This is a genomic window from Paracoccus sp. SJTW-4, assembly GCF_047716885.1.
Lineage (GTDB): Bacteria > Pseudomonadota > Alphaproteobacteria > Rhodobacterales > Rhodobacteraceae > Paracoccus > Paracoccus solventivorans.
This window is the reverse complement of record NZ_CP136681.1, coordinates 3,245,980-3,261,758: the sequence shown is the minus strand read 5'-3', so window position 1 is coordinate 3,261,758 and position 15,779 is coordinate 3,245,980. Positions and strand designations below refer to the sequence as shown.

Annotated in this window: 12 protein-coding genes and 1 pseudogene; 4 read left to right on the top strand and 9 right to left on the bottom strand. The window is 69.4% G+C overall.

Annotation, left to right across the window (positions count from 1 at the left end; translation table 11 throughout):
• Positions 1-3: 3 nt before the first annotated feature.
• Complete coding sequence (gene ribB, locus RSP45_RS15935) at positions 4-1,116, bottom strand: 3,4-dihydroxy-2-butanone-4-phosphate synthase (RefSeq protein WP_073064434.1); 1,113 nt, start codon at positions 1,114-1,116, stop codon at positions 4-6.
• Positions 1,117-1,277: 161 nt separating this feature from the next.
• Positions 1,278-1,871 carry a riboflavin synthase gene (locus tag RSP45_RS15930; RefSeq protein WP_415392684.1) on the bottom strand — a complete coding sequence of 198 codons (594 nt, stop codon included), beginning with the start codon at positions 1,869-1,871 and terminating at the stop codon, positions 1,278-1,280.
• 246 nt (positions 1,872-2,117) lie between these two features.
• Here RSP45_RS15930 and RSP45_RS15925 point away from each other — a divergent pair, with 246 nt between their 5' ends.
• The 3 genes and pseudogenes from RSP45_RS15925 to RSP45_RS15915 all read left to right on the top strand — a co-directional run bounded on the left by RSP45_RS15925 (position 2,118) and on the right by RSP45_RS15915 (position 6,698).
• Entirely contained in the window at positions 2,118-3,431 is a 1,314-nt protein-coding gene (locus RSP45_RS15925; protein ID WP_415392683.1) for a capsule biosynthesis protein, read from the top strand.
• A 167-nt stretch (positions 3,432-3,598) separates the two neighbouring features.
• A complete protein-coding gene (locus tag RSP45_RS15920; RefSeq protein ID WP_415394095.1) occupies positions 3,599-4,690 on the top strand; it encodes a polysaccharide biosynthesis/export family protein in 1,092 nt (363 codons plus the stop codon).
• Positions 4,687-6,698: pseudogene (locus RSP45_RS15915) on the top strand (capsular polysaccharide biosynthesis protein). The gene RSP45_RS15920 and the pseudogene RSP45_RS15915 overlap by 4 nt, the downstream one beginning before the upstream one ends.
• A gap of 121 nt (positions 6,699-6,819) precedes the next feature.
• On the opposite strand, the gene ribD reads toward RSP45_RS15915, so the two are convergent.
• The 3 genes from ribD to RSP45_RS15900 all read right to left on the bottom strand — a co-directional run bounded on the left by ribD (position 6,820) and on the right by RSP45_RS15900 (position 9,731).
• Positions 6,820-7,800 carry a bifunctional diaminohydroxyphosphoribosylaminopyrimidine deaminase/5-amino-6-(5-phosphoribosylamino)uracil reductase RibD gene (gene ribD / locus RSP45_RS15910; protein ID WP_415394094.1) on the bottom strand — a complete coding sequence of 327 codons (981 nt, stop codon included), beginning with the start codon at positions 7,798-7,800 and terminating at the stop codon, positions 6,820-6,822.
• A gap of 26 nt (positions 7,801-7,826) precedes the next feature.
• Positions 7,827-8,285, bottom strand: coding sequence for a transcriptional regulator NrdR (gene nrdR / locus RSP45_RS15905; RefSeq protein WP_073064423.1), 459 nt, complete (start codon positions 8,283-8,285; stop codon positions 7,827-7,829).
• Positions 8,286-8,363: 78 nt separating this feature from the next.
• Positions 8,364-9,731: a DNA recombination protein RmuC gene (locus RSP45_RS15900; RefSeq protein ID WP_415392682.1), complete on the bottom strand. Its 1,368-nt coding sequence runs from the start codon at positions 9,729-9,731 to the stop codon at positions 8,364-8,366.
• 121 nt (positions 9,732-9,852) lie between these two features.
• Here RSP45_RS15900 and RSP45_RS15895 point away from each other — a divergent pair, with 121 nt between their 5' ends.
• Positions 9,853-10,407 carry an NADPH-dependent FMN reductase gene (locus tag RSP45_RS15895; RefSeq protein ID WP_415392681.1) on the top strand — a complete coding sequence of 185 codons (555 nt, stop codon included), beginning with the start codon at positions 9,853-9,855 and terminating at the stop codon, positions 10,405-10,407.
• Here RSP45_RS15895 and RSP45_RS15890 read toward each other — a convergent pair.
• The 4 genes from RSP45_RS15890 to dnaG all read right to left on the bottom strand — a co-directional run bounded on the left by RSP45_RS15890 (position 10,365) and on the right by dnaG (position 15,775).
• Complete coding sequence (locus tag RSP45_RS15890) at positions 10,365-10,820, bottom strand: BLUF domain-containing protein (protein WP_073064417.1); 456 nt, start codon at positions 10,818-10,820, stop codon at positions 10,365-10,367. The two genes, RSP45_RS15895 and RSP45_RS15890, sit on opposite strands and share 43 nt — an antisense overlap.
• A 245-nt stretch (positions 10,821-11,065) precedes the next feature.
• Positions 11,066-11,770, bottom strand: a complete 705-nt coding sequence (locus RSP45_RS15885) for an endonuclease NucS domain-containing protein (protein ID WP_415392680.1) — start codon at positions 11,768-11,770, stop codon at positions 11,066-11,068.
• Positions 11,771-11,785: 15 nt separating this feature from the next.
• Positions 11,786-13,768 (bottom strand): RNA polymerase sigma factor RpoD, encoded by a 1,983-nt coding sequence (gene rpoD, locus RSP45_RS15880; RefSeq protein WP_415392679.1) that lies wholly within the window; start codon positions 13,766-13,768, stop codon positions 11,786-11,788.
• 126 nt (positions 13,769-13,894) lie between these two features.
• Positions 13,895-15,775, bottom strand: a complete 1,881-nt coding sequence (gene dnaG, locus RSP45_RS15875) for a DNA primase (RefSeq protein WP_415392678.1) — start codon at positions 15,773-15,775, stop codon at positions 13,895-13,897.
• Between the last annotated feature and the right edge of the window lie 4 nt (positions 15,776-15,779).

Sequence of the window (15,779 nt, the reverse complement as noted above, 5' to 3'; positions counted from 1 at the left end):
GGTTCAATCCTGCGGAATCGGGCGGGTGGAATGGATGGAAAGCCCATAGGCGTCAAGCCCGATCACCTTGGGCAGGCCCGAATTGGTCAGCAACACCAGCTCATGCACCCCCAACGAGGCAAGGATCTGCGCCCCCAGCCCGTACTGGCGCAGCGTGTGCGGCGAGGCCTCGCCCACCCGCGGCAGGGTCGGCGACAGGTCGCGCAGCAGCACGACGACGCCGCGGCCTTCCTCGGCGATCATCCGCATGGCGGCGGGCAGATCGCCGGGGCGGCCGATGCCCAGCACGTCGTGCAGCGGGTCCAGCGCGTGCATCCGCACCAGCACCGGCTCGGGCGTGGTCAGGTCGCCCTTGCTCAGCACGATATGCTCGGCACCCTGCGCCTCGTCGGCAAAGACCCGCATCATCCATTCGCCGCCATGGGCCGAGGCAACCTGCCGCTGCTGGCGTTCGGCGATCAGGTTGTCGTGGCGGCGGCGATAGGCGATCAGGTCGCTGATGGTGCCGATCTTCAGCCCGTGCTTCTGGGCGAAGGCCACCAGATCGGGCAGCCGCGCCATCGAGCCGTCGTCCTTCATGATCTCGCAGATCACCCCGGCGGGGTTCAGCCCGGCCAGCCGCGAAATATCCACCGCGGCCTCGGTATGGCCGGCGCGGACCAGCACCCCGCCCCGGCGCGCGCGCAGCGGGAACACATGGCCAGGCGTTGCGATGTCGGCGGCCCCGCGCGAGGGGTCGATGGCGACCGACACCGTGCGGGCGCGGTCATGGGCGGAAATCCCGGTGGTCACCCCCTCGCGCGCCTCGATCGACATGGTGAAGGCGGTCTCGTGGCGGCTGGAGTTCTTGGGCGACATCAGCGGCAGCCCCAGCGCGTCCACCCGCTCGGCGGTCAGCGCCAGGCAGATCAGCCCGCGGCCGTGGGTGGCCATGAAATTGATCGCGTCGGGCGTCGCCATCTGGGCGGGGATGACCAGATCGCCCTCGTTCTCGCGGTCCTCGTGATCGACCAGCACGAACATGCGCCCGTTGCGGGCATCCTCGATGATCTCTTCAATGCTCGAGATCGCGTCGGACCAGTCGCGCTCGACCTGTCCGGGCTGTTCATATTGCATCTTGGCGGCCTCGCAGAATGTTTGGCGATGGCTTAACGCAAGCCGCCGCCCGGCGAAAGGGTGGCGGACATGCCTCCCGCCCTGCGCATGGCGCTTCGGGCGGTTGATAAATATCCCGGGGCTCCGGGGCAGAGCCCCGGCTTGTGGCGCGCCCTCGCCGCCTACCCGGCCTCGGCCAGCCGCGCGACATAGCGGGCCAGCGTGTCGATCTCCAGGTTGACGAGATCGCCCTCGGCCACCTCGCCCCAGTTGGTGACCTCGCGGGTATGGGGAATCAGGTTGACGCCGAAGCGGTTGCCCGCGACCTCGTTCACGGTCAGCGAGGTGCCGTTCAGCGCCACCGAGCCCTTGGGCGCGATGAAACGCGCCAGCTCGGGCGGGGCCTCGAAGGTCAGGCGCAGGCTGTCGCCCTCGGGGCGGGCCTCGACCACCCGCGCCACCCCGTCGACGTGGCCGGACACGATATGCCCGCCCAGCTCGTCGCCCAGCTTCAGCGCGCGTTCCAGGTTGATCCGCCGTCCGACCGGCCAGCCGTCCCGGCCGATATTGGTCTTTTCCATGGTCTCGGCCGAGATATCGACGTCGAACCAGCCCTCGCCCTTGGCGACCACGGTCAGACACACCCCGTCGCAGGCGATCGAGGCGCCCATATCCACGCCGCCCATGTCGTAGGAACAGGCGATTCTCGCCCGCAGGTCGCCGCGCATCTCGGCCCTTGTGACCGTCCCGATGTCGGTGATGATTCCGGTAAACATCCGCCTGTCCCGCCTGTCCTGTACTGATCGCGCGCCACGATGACCGCCCGCGCTCCGCAAGGCAAGCGGCCCCGGCCGAAATCCGCGCCGCAACCGCCAACTCTGGCCCCGGCTCGGCCCCGAAGCGACAAACTGTCTGAATATGCAACTTGACCGGGACCACGGTTCGCGTGTTTGTCGCGCTGGTAACCTGTGTCGTTTTGTCTGTACCGGACCTTCCGCATGAACGCCCGCCCCCGAGGACTCATGGCTGCCGTGGCCCGGATCACGCCGCCCGGCGCCGAACGCCGGGTCTTCCTGATGCTGCAGGGGCCGCATGGCCCGTTCTTCGACCGGCTGGGGCAGCTGCTGACCGACGCGGGCGCCGAGGTCTGGCGCGTCGGCTTCAACGCCGGCGACGAGTTCTTCTGGAGCGATCGCGCCCGCTTCATCCCCCACCAGGGCGGCCCGGACAGCTGGCCCGCGCATCTCGAGCGGCTGATCGCGGAAAAGCGGGTCACCGACATCGTGCTTTACGGCGACGTGCGCCCGATCCACGCTGCGGCAAGGCAGGCGGCGGCGCGGCACGGGCTGGTGCTGCATGTGTTCGAGGAAGGCTATCTGCGCCCCTACTGGATCACCTATGAACGCGGCGGCGCCAACGGCAATTCCCGGCTGATGGAGATCGGGCTGGACCGGATGCGCGCCATGCAGCGCAAGTTCGGCGACGACGTGAACCGGCCGCCGGCGCGCTGGGGCGACATGCGCCAGCACAAGTTCTACGGCGCGCTCTATCACTTCATGGTGCTGACCGCGAACCGGCGCTTTCCCGGGTTCAGCTCGCATCGCGGCATCTCGCTGTGGCGCGAGTTCCGGCTGAATCTCGCCCGGCTGCTGCTGGCCCCGGCGCAATCCCTGCAAAGCTGGCGGCAGGTGGAACGCATCCGCTCGGCCGGGTTTCCCTATGCGCTGGTGCTGCTGCAGCTGGAACATGATTCCAGCTTCGTCGCCCATTCGCCCTACCGCACCATGGCCGAGTTCACCGCCGAGGTGCTGTCGGCCTTTGCCCGCTCGGCCCCGCGCCACCACCATCTGGTGTTCAAGGCGCACCCGCTCGAGGACGGCCGCGCGGGGCTGCACCGGGTGGTGCGCGAACAGGCGCAGGCGGCGGGGCTGGCGGATCGGGTGCATTTGATCGGCGGCGGCAAGCTGGCGGCGCTGCTGTCGCAGGCGCGGGCGGTGGTGACGATCAACTCGACCTCGGCCCAGCAGGCGCTGTGGCGGGGGCTGCCGGTCAAGGCGCTGGGGCGGGCGGTCTATGCCAAGCCGGGGCTGGTCTCGGGGCAGGCGCTGGACGATTTCTTCCGACAGCCCGCCCCGCCCGATACCGCCCGCTATCGCGACTATCGCAACTATCTGCTGGACACCTGCCAGGTGCCCGGCGGATTCTACGCCCGGCGCTCGCGCGCCCATGCGCTGCGGCTGGTGGTGGACATGATGCTGGCCGACGACGACCCCTATGCCACCTTCGAGGGCGGCCATGCGTATAATCGACAACAAATGAGCGATAACGACCGCTGAACCTGCGGCTTTCAGTGGATGAACCCGGCCGCGCAGGTTAAACAATGTTTTGAACTTATGTGATCCGGCGACGCAGAATCACCGGAAGGGACAGGAGACCGGACTTGACTGAACTCACCCTCTCGCCCCTGCCGCGCGGCGGCTCTGCCCGGATCGCGCTGCGTTTCATGGCCATGGCGTCGCTGGTGCTGCTGGCGGCCTGCGCCCTGCCCCGCTCGGGTCCCAGCAAGAAGGAAATCTACCGGGGCTCGATCGAGAACGGCGGCAACGCCCATATCCTGTTCGTGGACGACCGGGTGGCGCGCGCGGCCTCCTACACCCCCAGCTACGGGTTCGGGCAGGATTTCCTGAGCGCGGGCCAGGTCGGCGCCGACGAGATCCGCCCGGGCGACGTGCTGGGGCTGACGATCTGGGAAAACGTCGACGACGGGCTGCTGGCGTCGATGGGGTCGTCGAACACCGCGCTGACGGAACTGCAGGTCGACAGCGCCGGCTATATCTTCGTGCCCTATGCCGGGCGGGTGCGGGCGGCGGGCAACTCGCCCGAAGAGCTGCGCAACCTGATCACCCAGCGCCTGGCCACCCAGACCCCCGACCCGCAGGTGACGGTGACCCGCGTCGCGGGCGACGGCGCCACCGTGTCGGTGATGGGCCGCGTCGGCGGCCAGGGCGTGTTCCCGATCGAGCGGCCGACGCGGTCGCTGTCGGCGATGCTGGCGCGCGCCGGCGGGGTCACCGTCGACCCGGACGTGGCGGTGGTGACCGTCAAGCGCGGCGGCAGCAGCGGCCGGATCTGGCTGCGCGACCTGTATTCCAACCCGCGCTACGACATCGCGCTGCGCCCCGGCGACGTGATCCTGGTGGAAGAGGACCAGCGCAGCTTCACCGCGCTGGGCGCGCTGGGCGGGCAGACCAAGGTTCCGCTGGGGTCCGAGGAAATCAACGCGATCGAGGCCATCGCCATGGTCGGCGGCCTGAGCACCAGCCTTGCCGACCCGACCGGCGTGTTCGTGCTGCGCAACGAGCCGCAGGCGGTGGCGACCCGGGTTCTGGGCAAGAGCGTCTATGGCGACCAGCGCATGGCCTATGTGCTGGACCTGACTCGGCCGAACGGGCTGTTCCTGGCCCGCGACTTCCTGATCCGCGCCGGCGATACCGTCTATGTAACCGAGGCGCCCTATGTGCAGTGGCAAAAGACCCTCGGCGCGATCACCGGCAGCGTCGCCACCGCGGATTCGATGGCCAGCATCGGCGAGTGATCGCCCGCCACCGGCCGCCGCCGGCAGAGCCGCCGCGCCCGTCGCGGCGGCTTTTCGTCTATAACGGCGGCTTCTTCCTGCAACCGCGGCTGCGGCGGATCCTTGAACTGGCGGGCTGGCGCCTGTGCACCGGACTGCCCGGCCCGGGGGATGCGGTCGCGGTCTGGGGCGCCGGCCCCACCGCCTGGCGCGGCCGCGCTATCGCCCGGCAGCGGGGCGCCAAGGTCGTCACGGTCGAGGATGCGTTCCTGCGCTCGGTCCTGCCGGGGCGGGACCGCAGCCGCATCGGCCGGCGGGGTCCCATCGGGCTGCTGGTCGACCCGCTAGGGCTGCATTTCGACCCCTCCTCCCCCTCGCTGATCGAAGAGCTGGCAGCCTCGCCACAGGCCGCGGCGCTGGCCGCGCAGGCCGAGGCCATGCTGGCCCGGCTGCGCGCCGCGGATCTGTCGAAATACAACGCCCACCGCCCCGGCCTGTCTGCCGCCGCCCCCGGTTATGTGCTGGTGGTGGACCAGACCCGGGGCGATGCCTCGCTGATGGGTGCAGGGCGCGAGACCTTCCTGCGGATGCTCACCGCCGCCCGCGACGAACACCCCGGCGCCCGCATCGTCCTGCGCAGCCACCCCGAAACCGCCGCCGGGCTGCGCCCCGGGCATCTGACCGCCGCCGACCTGCGCCCCGGCGAGGTGCTGTGCGATGCCCCGGTCTCGCCCTGGCGGCTGGTCGGGGATGCGGCGGCGGTCTATGCGGTCAGCTCGCAGCTGGGGTACGAGGCGATGCTGGCCGGCCATCGACCCCGGATGTTCGGTCAGCCCTTCTATGCCGGTTGGGGGCTTTCGGAGGACGAGACCCCGGTCCCGCGCCGGCTGGGCCGCACCACCCTGCCCGCGCTGTTCGCCGCCAGCCACCTGCTGGCGCCGGTCTGGTACGACCCCTGCCGCGACGCGCTGACCGACCTCGAGGGCGCGATCCGCCAGCTGGAGGCCGAGGCGCGCGCCCATGCGCAAGACCGCGACGGGCATCTGGCGCTGGGAATGCGGCTGTGGAAACGCCGTCCCCTGGCCCGGTTCTTCGGCGAGGGGCGCGGGGTGCGGTTCACCGATCGCCCTTCGCCGGCGGTGTCGCTGGTCTGGGCGGGCCGCGCGGACAAGGCACCGCAGGCGCTGCGGGTCGAGGACGGGTTCCTGCGCTCTCGCGGCCTCGGCGCCGCGCTGGTGCCGCCGCTGTCGCTGGTCGCCGATTCCCGCGGTATCTACTACGACCCCGGCCGCGAAAGCGATCTGGAACGGCTGATCGCGCAGCCGCTGCCGCCCGGCGGCCGGGAACGCGCCGCGGCGCTGATCGCCCGGCTGCGGCAGGCGGCGCTGACCAAATACAACCTGCCCGGGACGATGCCCGCGATCCCCGCGACGGGCGCCGGGTGATCCTGGTCCCCGGTCAGGTCGAGGATGACGCGTCGATCCGCCTTGGCGCCGGGGCCGAGCGCACGAACCTGGCGCTGCTGGCCCGCACCCGCGCGGAAAACCCCGGGGCGCTGATCGTCTGGAAGCCGCACCCGGATGTCGAGGCCGGGCTGCGCCCCGGCGCGGTCCCTGACGCGCAGCTTGCGGGACTGGCCGACATCACCGCCGCCGGCGCCCCCGCCGCCGCGCTGATCGACGCGGCCGACGAGGTCTGGACGATCACCTCGACCCTCGGCTTCGAGGCGCTGATCCGCGGCAAGCCGGTCACCACCCTGGGCGCGCCCTTCTACGCCGGCTGGGGGCTGACCCGCGATCTCGGCCCCGTCCCCGCCCGCCGCACCGCCCGCCCGGACCTTGAGACCCTGGTCCACGCCGCGCTGATCGCCTATCCGCGCTACCGCGATCCGCTGTCGAACCTGCCCTGCCCGGTCGAGCTCGCCGCCGAGCGTCTGGCCGACCCCGCCACCGCCCCCCAACCCCCGACCCTGCGCTGGCTGGCCAAGCTGCAAGGCGCGTTCAGCGGGCACAGCCGGCTGTGGCGATAGCCCTTCTTCCTTGTGAAAATATCCCGGGGGCCCGGGGCAGCGCCCCGGTCCGGCCGCGCGGAGCGAACCACGGATCAGCTTTCTGCACCCCGGTTTTAGCGAAGACGCCGGCCCTGCTTTCTCAGCGCACCGCCACCCAGCGATGGAACACGTCGCCGCCCAGCGCCCGGGTTTCGGCCAGCCGGAATCGTGGCGCCTCGGCCAGCGCGCCCAAGGCCAGCGGCGCGACGGCGGCGCGGCCGTCGCCGCCCAGCACCACCCCGGCGGTATAGCCGACCAACTCGTCCACCAGCCCCGCCGCCAGCAGCGCCGCGGCCAGCTGGCCGCCGCCTTCGCAGAACACCCGGGTCAGCCCGCGTCGGCTCAGCTCGGCCAGCGCCTCATGGACCGGACCCGGCAGCACCCACAACGGGCCGTGGTCCGGCCCCTCGGCCGGCAACGCCGGGATCGGGGCATTGGCGATCACCACCCGCACCGGCTGCCGCACCGGGCCAAAGCCGCGCACGTTCAGCGCCGGCAGGTCGGCGCGGGCGGTGCCCGCCCCCACCATCACCGCGTCATGGGCCAGCCGCAGCAGATGCACATGCCGCCGCGCGGCCTCGCCGGTGATCCAGCGGCTTTCGCCTGCGGCGGTGGCGATGCGGCCGTCGAAACTGGTGGCGAGCTTCAGCGTCACCATCGGCCGGCCCAGCGTCACCCGGGACAGGAAACCGCGCTGCAACTCGGTGGCCGGGGCGGAACGAACCCCCTCGACCACCTCGATCCCCGCCGCGCACAGCCGCGCATGGCCGCGCCCGGCGACGCGCGGATCCGGGTCGGTCAGGGCCGAGACCACCCGCGCCACCCCCGCCGCGAGCAGCGCGTCGGCGCAAGGCGGCGCGCGGCCATGATGGGCGCAGGGTTCCAGCGTGACATAGGCGGTGGCGCCGCGCGCGGCCGCGCCCGCCGCGTCCAGCGCCATGCGCTCGGCATGGGGACGGCCGCCGGGCTGGGTCCAGCCGCGCCCGACCACGCGGCCCGCGGCCACGATCACGCAGCCCACGGCGGGGTTCGGCCAGACATTGCCCAAGCCCCGCCGCGCCAGTCGCAGCGCGTGGTCCATGTGGCGCAGGTCGTGGGCGGCGGCGCTCACTCGGTCGTCGGGCGCAGTTCGGACACGAAGCGGTCGAAATCGTCGGCGGCCTGGAAGTTCTTGTAGACGCTGGCAAACCTGACATAGGCCACGGTGTCGATCCGGGCCAGGGTCTCCATCACGATCTCGCCGATCACCTTCGACGGAATGTCGGCCTCGCCCATGCTTTCCAGCCGCCGCACGATGCCAGAGATCAGCTGGTCGATGCGCTCGGATTCGATCGGGCGCTTCTGCATGGCGATGCGGATCGAGCGGGCGAGCTTGTCGCGGTCGAAATCCTCGCGCCGGCCGGTGGATTTGATCACCACCAGATCGCGCAACTGCACCCGCTCATAGGTGGTGAAGCGGCCGCCGCAGGCGGGGCAGAAGCGGCGGCGGCGGATGGCGACGTTGTCTTCGGCGGGGCGGGAATCCTTGACTTGCGTATCGACGTTTCCACAGAACGGACAGCGCATGGGTGGACCCTCGATCATCCTCAGATACAGCCAGCATACATAGCCCGCATGATCTTGGGTAGTGGCTTGCGCGAGCTACTAGATACCCGCCTCGGCCGTCCTGTCCGCGGCGTCATCCTCGGCATCGTGGATCAGCGCGATGCTGCGGGTGGTGCGCGCGCCCAGTTCGCGCAGCATTTCCGCCTGCCGCACCACGTTGCCGGGACCGCGCGACAGCCGCGCCACCGCCGCGGCATGGGCGCGGTGGGCGGCATCCAGCGCCGCCCCGGCCTCGTCCAGCGCCGCCACCACCAGCGCCAGCTTGTCATAAAGCGCGCCGGCGCGGCGGGCGATCTCGGCCCCGTTGCGTTCGCGGCGCTCCACCGCCCAGAGATGTTCGACCGTGCGCAGCGCCAGCATCAGGGTCGAGGGGGTGACCAGCCCCACCCGCCGTTCCAGCGCCTGCGTCATCAGCGTGGGCTCGGTGCGCAGCGCCTCGGCAAAGGCGCCCTCGACCGGCAGGAACATCAGCACGTAATCGACGGAATCCGGGTGCAGCGCCTGATAGCCGCGGTCCGACAGCTCGGCGACATGGGCGCGGATGGCGGCGACGTGGCGGCGCAGCGCGGCGTCGCGTTCGCCCGGCTCCTCGGCCGCGCAGGCCTCTGCATAGGCGTTGAGCGAGCATTTCGCGTCGATCACCAGCGCGCGCCCGCCCGGCATCTCCACCACCACATCCGGCCGCAGCCGCCGCCCGTCGCCGTTGGTGCCCGAGGTCTGGGTGCGATAGTGGCGGCCGGATTCCAGCCCCGCCGATTCCAGCACTTGCGCAAGGATCATCTCTCCCCACGCCCCCTGACGCTGCTTGTCGCCGCGCAGGGCGCGGGTCAGCGCCACCGCGTCGCGGCCGATTTCCTCGGACCGGCGGTGCAGCCCCTCGATCTGCTCGCGCAGGGCCGCCTGCGCCGCCTGGTCCGCGCGCTGGCCGGCCTGCAATTCGTCCTGGAACCGCGCCACCTGTTCGCGGAACGGGGTCAGCAACCCGGCCAGCCGTTCCTGATGCGTGCGTTCCAGGTCGGCCCCTTGCCGGCGCAGGGATTCATCGGCGATCAGGCGGAATTGTGCGGTCATTTCCTCGCGCGCTTGCCGGAGCGCCTGCAACTCGGCGGCGGCGCGGGCGGATTGATGCGTGGCCTCGAGCCTTGCCGCATCCAGCGCGCGGTCGCGGGCAGCGATGTCCTGCCGGGCGGCGTGCAGCGCGTCGGTCAGGTTGTCGCGCTCCTCGGCCAGCTCGGCCAGACGGGCGGACAGCGCCGCGTCGCCCGCGCGCAGCGCCGCGGATTCGACGGCCGCCGCATGGGCCGCACCCTCGGCCCGGCGGCGGGCGCGTGCCTGCGCCAGCGCCCAGACCAGCAGCACCAGCGCCAGCACCCAGCCCAGCAGCCCCACGGCCGGATCAATTGACATCTGTCCGATAAGGTCCATTTTCGTTGTATCGCCCCGGCATTCCGGCCATTGTTCTCGATTTGGTCCCAAGGTTCAACCGGCAACCGCGGTTTCCGCCCGCAAAGTCGAAAGGGTTCCAACGATGTCCCGTTCCGTCGCCGTCCTTGTCGGCTCGCTGCGCGCACAGTCGATCAACCGCATCACCGCCAAGGCGCTGGCCCGGGTGGCCGAGGGCAGCCTGGATTTCGATTTCGTCGAGATCGGGGACCTGCCGCTTTACAACGAGGACCTGTGGCAGGACGGTCGCGGCCCCGCCCCGGTCGAGCGGATGAAGGCGCAGGTCGCCACCGCCGATGCGGTGCTGCTGGTGTCGCCCGAATACAACCGCGCCGTCCCCGGCGTGCTGTGCAACGCGCTGGACTGGGGCAGCCGCCCCTTCGGCACGTCGGTGTGGAGCCGCAAGCCCGCGGCCTGCGTCGGCGCCTCGCAGGGCGCGATCGGGACGGCGGCGGCGCAGGTCCATCTCAAGGCGCGGATGGTGTCGCTGGGGATGGTCGCCATGGGCCACCCCGAGTTCTACCTGCGCTTCGAGCCGGAAAAATACGCCGAGGACGGCAGCGTCCAGGACGAGAACCTGCGCAAGTTCCTGAAAACCTACATGGACGCCTTTGCCCGCCATATCGAGCGGCTGGACTGACAGCCGGTGCTGCCGGCGCGTTCTTCAAGGAACGACAGCAGCGCCGTAGCGAAGACCGCATGTTCGCGCACGGTGACGGAATGGTCGGCCAGCCAGCGCAGCAGCGAATAATCGGTCTGCGACGAATACCCCATCGGGCAGTCGGGGAAGCGCCGCGCCGGCAGCGGCCCGCTGGCGAGGGTCACGAGGTTGCTGTGCCGGGGGTCGCGCGCGATCCGCTGCATCATCTGCGCCAGCGGCGTGGCATCGCCCTCGAGCCAGTGAAAGAAGATTCCGTCGTCATGATGCAGGAAGCCGGTCAGCGCCTGTTCGCGATTGCTGCGGCGGGCGCTGTCAACCAGCAGGCGAGTGATCTCGCTTCTGGGGGTCAGGCGGGTTTCGCTGCGGTAAAGCACGAAGGAACGTTCGGTCATGCCATCCTCCGAAGGTATGACCCGACAACCGGGATCACCAGCAATCATGGACTGCACTCAACCGTCTGGTAACCCGATTCGGCCCAGAATTAACATTCTATTATTGATGTTGAACGGCAAGATTCGGCCGATCCGGCGCAACCTGTGGGCGAATACTTGCCCGGAAACATGAGCTTCCGGGCAGAGCCCGTTGTTATTGCATCGGAAGGCCATGCAGTTTGCTCCCGCACCTCTGGATCAGAGACTCAGGCCACCGGGGCTCCTGGCGAAGCGCGCAAGCGAAATGAAACCTCGTATTCCAACGCAGATACATCTGGCAACATCGAGACAGCATATCGCAGCGAGTCGCTGAACTGCCTTGCGACGAGCACACCGTGCACATCGGCCTCCCCAGCCAGATGCGCCTTGACCCAGCCCATATATCGCAACACTTGGCCGACAGCATGATCCGACGTGCGCGCACGCTTCAGTTCCAGAACGTAGAATGAGCCGTTCTCGTCCTGTGCAAGAATGTCGACCAAGCCGACAGCGGTGGGGTATTCCCGCCCGCTACGCCCACTTCCGTCACTATAAAGCCGAAGGTGTTTGCCGGCGATATTGATGGAGCCGAGGTTGGCGATCAGGAAATCCCGCAACTGGTATTCCAATTCAAAGGCAAGCCCGGCATCCTCGGGATCCTCTGCTGCCTCGGCATCATCAGCCACCAGCGCATCGACCAGTGCATCAGCTTCTTTGGCAGTAATTTGCTGCTCGATCAGAATGACCTCGCTCTCGGTCATCTCCATGCGCCAGCCCGCTTTGCGCAGCATGTTTCGCAGCTGATGAGATGTCATTGCCGTCGGGTCGATGCCCGGAAGAACGTCAGGATTGTCACGCAACCACGCCTTCAGGGCATGGCGAACAATCGCACCGTTCGCCCCGGCAACAGCAACCACATGTCTTTGCACCATTTCCAGTCTTCGGTCCTACTGATCCAGAAAGCTACGCAACTTGCGCGATCGCGACGGGTGCTTGAGCTTGCGCAGCGCCTTGGCCTCGATCTGGCGGATCCGCTCGCGGGTGACGCTGAACTGCTGGCCGACCTCTTCCAGCGTGTGGTCGGTGTTCATGCCGATGCCGAAACGCATCCGCAGCACCCGCTCCTCGCGCGGGGTCAGGCTGGCCAGGACGCGGGTGGTGGTTTCCTTCAGGTTTTCCTGGATGGCGCTGTCCAGCGGCAGGACGGCATTCTTGTCCTCGATGAAATCGCCCAGCTGGCTGTCCTCCTCGTCCCCGATCGGGGTTTCGAGGGAGATCGGCTCCTTGGCGATCTTCATCACCTTGCGGACCTTTTCCAGCGGCATCTGCAGCTTGTCGGCCAGTTCTTCAGGCGTCGGCTCGCGGCCGATCTCATGCAGCATCTGGCGCGAGGTGCGCACCAGCTTGTTGATCGTCTCGATCATGTGCACGGGGATGCGGATGGTGCGGGCCTGGTCGGCGATCGAGCGGGTGATCGCCTGCCGGATCCACCAGGTCGCATAGGTCGAGAACTTGTAGCCGCGGCGGTATTCGAACTTGTCCACCGCCTTCATCAGGCCGATGTTGCCTTCCTGAATGAGATCAAGGAATTGCAGGCCCCTGTTCGTGTATTTCTTGGCAATCGAGATCACCAGCCGCAGGTTGGCCTCGACCATCTCCTTCTTGGCCTGCCGCGCCTCTTTCTCGCCGCGCTGCACCTGGTTCACGATGCGGCGGAACTCTTCGATGTCGACGCCGACATACTGGCCGACCTCGGCCATGTCGGCGCGCAGGCTTTCCACCTGGGTGCGCGAACGCTCGAACAGCGCCTGCCAGCCGCGGCCCTTGTTCTCGGCCATGCGGTCGACCCAGGTCGGGTCCAGTTCGGCACCACGGTAGGACTCGATGAACTCGCGGCGGTTGATGCGGGCGGCGTCGGCCAGCTTCACCATGCCGGAATCGATGGTCACGATGCGGCGGTTGATGCCGTAGACCTGATCGACCAGCGCCTCGATGCGGTTGTTGTGCAGATGCAGCTCGTTGACCAGCGCCACGATCTCGCCGCGCAGCTTCTGATAGGCATCCTCGTCCGAGGCCGAAAAGCTGGCATCCTCGTTCAGCGTCGCCGACATCCGCTGGTCCTGCATGTCGGCCAGTTGTTCGTAATGCCCCGCGATCGCCTCGAGCAATTCCAGCACCCGCGGCTTGAGGCTGGCCTCCATCGCGGCCAGCGACAGGTTCTGGCCATCGTCCTCGTCATCCTCGTCGACATCGGGGCGCAGCGGATTGCCGTCGGCGTCCACCTCGTCGCCGCCGCGCTTTTCGGCGCGGGGCGCTTCGGCGGCGCTGCCCAGCGGCAGGTCCACCGGCAGTTCCTCGTCCTCGTCCTCGCCCATCGCGCGGCCGAAGGTGGTTTCCAGGTCGATGACGTCGCGCAGCAGGATGTCTTCGTTCAGAAGCTCCTGCCGCCACATGGTGATGGCCTTGAAGGTCAGCGGGCTTTCGCACAGCCCCGCGATCATGGTGTTGCGGCCGGCCTCGATGCGCTTGGCGATGGCGATCTCGCCCTCGCGCGACAGCAGTTCGACCGAGCCCATCTCGCGCAGATACATCCGCACCGGGTCGTCGGTGCGGTCGAGCTTTTCGGTTTCCGGCGCGGCCACCGCGATCTCGCGGCTGGTCGAGACCGGCACCACGGCGCCGCCGGCCTCGGCCTCTTCGGCCTCTTCGTCCTCGATGATGTTGATGCCCATCTCGGACAGCATCGACATCACGTCCTCGATCTGCTCGGACGACACCTGATCGGGCGGCAGCACCGAGTTCAGCTGGTCATAGGTGATGTAGCCGCGCTCGCGCGCCTCGGCGATCATCCGCTTCACCGCGGCCTGGCTCATGTCCAGCGAGTGATCGTCGTCCTTGGCTTCCGGCTTGTCGTCGTCGTCCTTGGCCATGGGCGGTTCCTTCTTAGCTGATTCGCGGGAACGGCGAATCGGGTGCCGGGATTCCGGCGGTTCTAGTCGAAAGCTGCCGCCGATCAAAGACGGCGGCAGGTGATTCGGTCCGGTGATTCGCCGCGCTCAGCGGCGTTTCCGCCAGATTTCCTCGCTGAGCGCGCGGCTGAGCCGGTCGGCAAGCGCCTTGCGGTCCTCGCCCAGGTCGTCGCTGGCGCCGATCGCGGGGTGGTCGGCCTCGAGTCGCGCCCGGGCCGATTGCGTGACGCGCCAGGTCAGCCCCTCGTCGGCGAGTCCCTCGATCTCGGCCTCGGCGCGGGCGAGTTCCTCGCGGGCGGCGCGGCGGGACTCGATCCGGTCCAGGGCGTTCAACAGCATCGGTTCGGCGGTTTCACTGGCGCCCGCGGGACGAGAGATCGCCGGGGCCGAGCGGACATGGGGATCGGCCATGATCGAATCAAGGGCAAGGCGGCCCGCCTCGCTGCGGGTTCCGGCCAGCAGGTCATGGACCAGCGCCGCCCGGCCGGCGTCTGCGGGCTCGAGCCGTTCCAGCCGCGATTCGACCCGCGGCACCAGATGCGGATGGGTGGCGCAGATCGCCAGCACCATCGCCTCGATCAGCTGCTCGCCCGCATCGGTGGCCACCAGCGCCGAGGCGCGGGTCTGCGGCAGCGGCGGCGGCACCGCATCGCGGCGGGCAAAGCGGCCGGTCTGGGTGCGGGGCGGGGCGAACAGCGCCCAGCGGCGGCTTTTCAACTCTCGCGTGTAATGTTCGCGGGTGGCGGGGTCCGGGATGCGCGCCACCGCCTCCCCCAGCGCCCGGTCCAGCGCGGCGCGGCGTTCGGGGCTGTCGAAGACGCGGCCCTCGGTCTCGCGCTGCCACAGCAGCTCGACCAGCGGCTGCGCCTGGTCAAGCACCGCCCGCATCGCCCCCACGCCGCCGCTGCGGATCAGGTCGTCGGGGTCCTGCCCGCCCGGCATCAGCGCGAATCGCAGCGCCTGCCCCGGCCCGGCCAGCGGCAGCGCCATGTCGATCAGCCGCATCGCCGCGCGCTGCCCGGCGGCGTCGCCGTCCAGCGTGATGATCGGTTCCGGCGAGACGCGCCACATCAGCCGCAGCTGATCCTCGGTGATGGCGGTGCCCAGCGGCGCCACCGCCCCCTCGAACCCCGCCAGCGCCAGCGCGATCACGTCCATGTAGCCCTCGGCCACCACCAGCCTCTGCCCCTTGGACACCGCCGCCCGCGCGGGCCCGAGGTTGTAGAGATTGCGCCCCTTGTCGAACAGCGCGGTTTCTGGGCCGTTAAGATATTTGGCCCGCGCATTCGGGTCCATCGCCCGCCCGCCAAAGGAAATGCAGCGCCCGCGGGCGTCGCGGATCGGAAAGATGATGCGGCCGCGGAAGCGGTCATAGGCGGCGCCGCCGTCGTCCGGCTTGGCGGCCAGCCCGGCCTCGACCGCCAGTTTCTCCGGCACGCCCGATTCCGCCAGATGCCGCAGCAGCCCCTGCCGCAGGTCGGGGGCAAAGCCGATCTCGAAACGGTCGAGCGCCGCCCCCTCCAGCCCGCGCCCGGCCAGATAGTCGCGCGCCCCTGCCCCGGCGCCGGTCTGCAATTGCAGGCGGAACCAGCGCAGCGCCCGGTCCATCACCTCGACCAGCTGGCTGCGGCGGTCGGTCTGTGCCTGTTCGCGGGGGCTGCGCTCGGGCATCGGCAGCCCGGCCTCGGACGCCATCACCGCCACCGCGTCCATGAACCCCATGCCCTCGGCCTCACGCAGGAAGGTCAGCGCGTCGCCCTTGGCGTGGCAGCCGAAGCAGTAATAAAAGCCCTTCTGGTCGTCGACGTGGAACGAGGCGGTCTTTTCCCCGTGGAACGGGCATGGCGCCCACCAGTCGCCCTTGGCCTGGTTCGAGCGTTTCAGGTCCCAGGTCACCTTGCGCCCCACGATCCGGCTGATCGGAACGCGGTTGCGCAGTTCGTCAAGGAATCCGGGCGGCAGGCTCATGGCG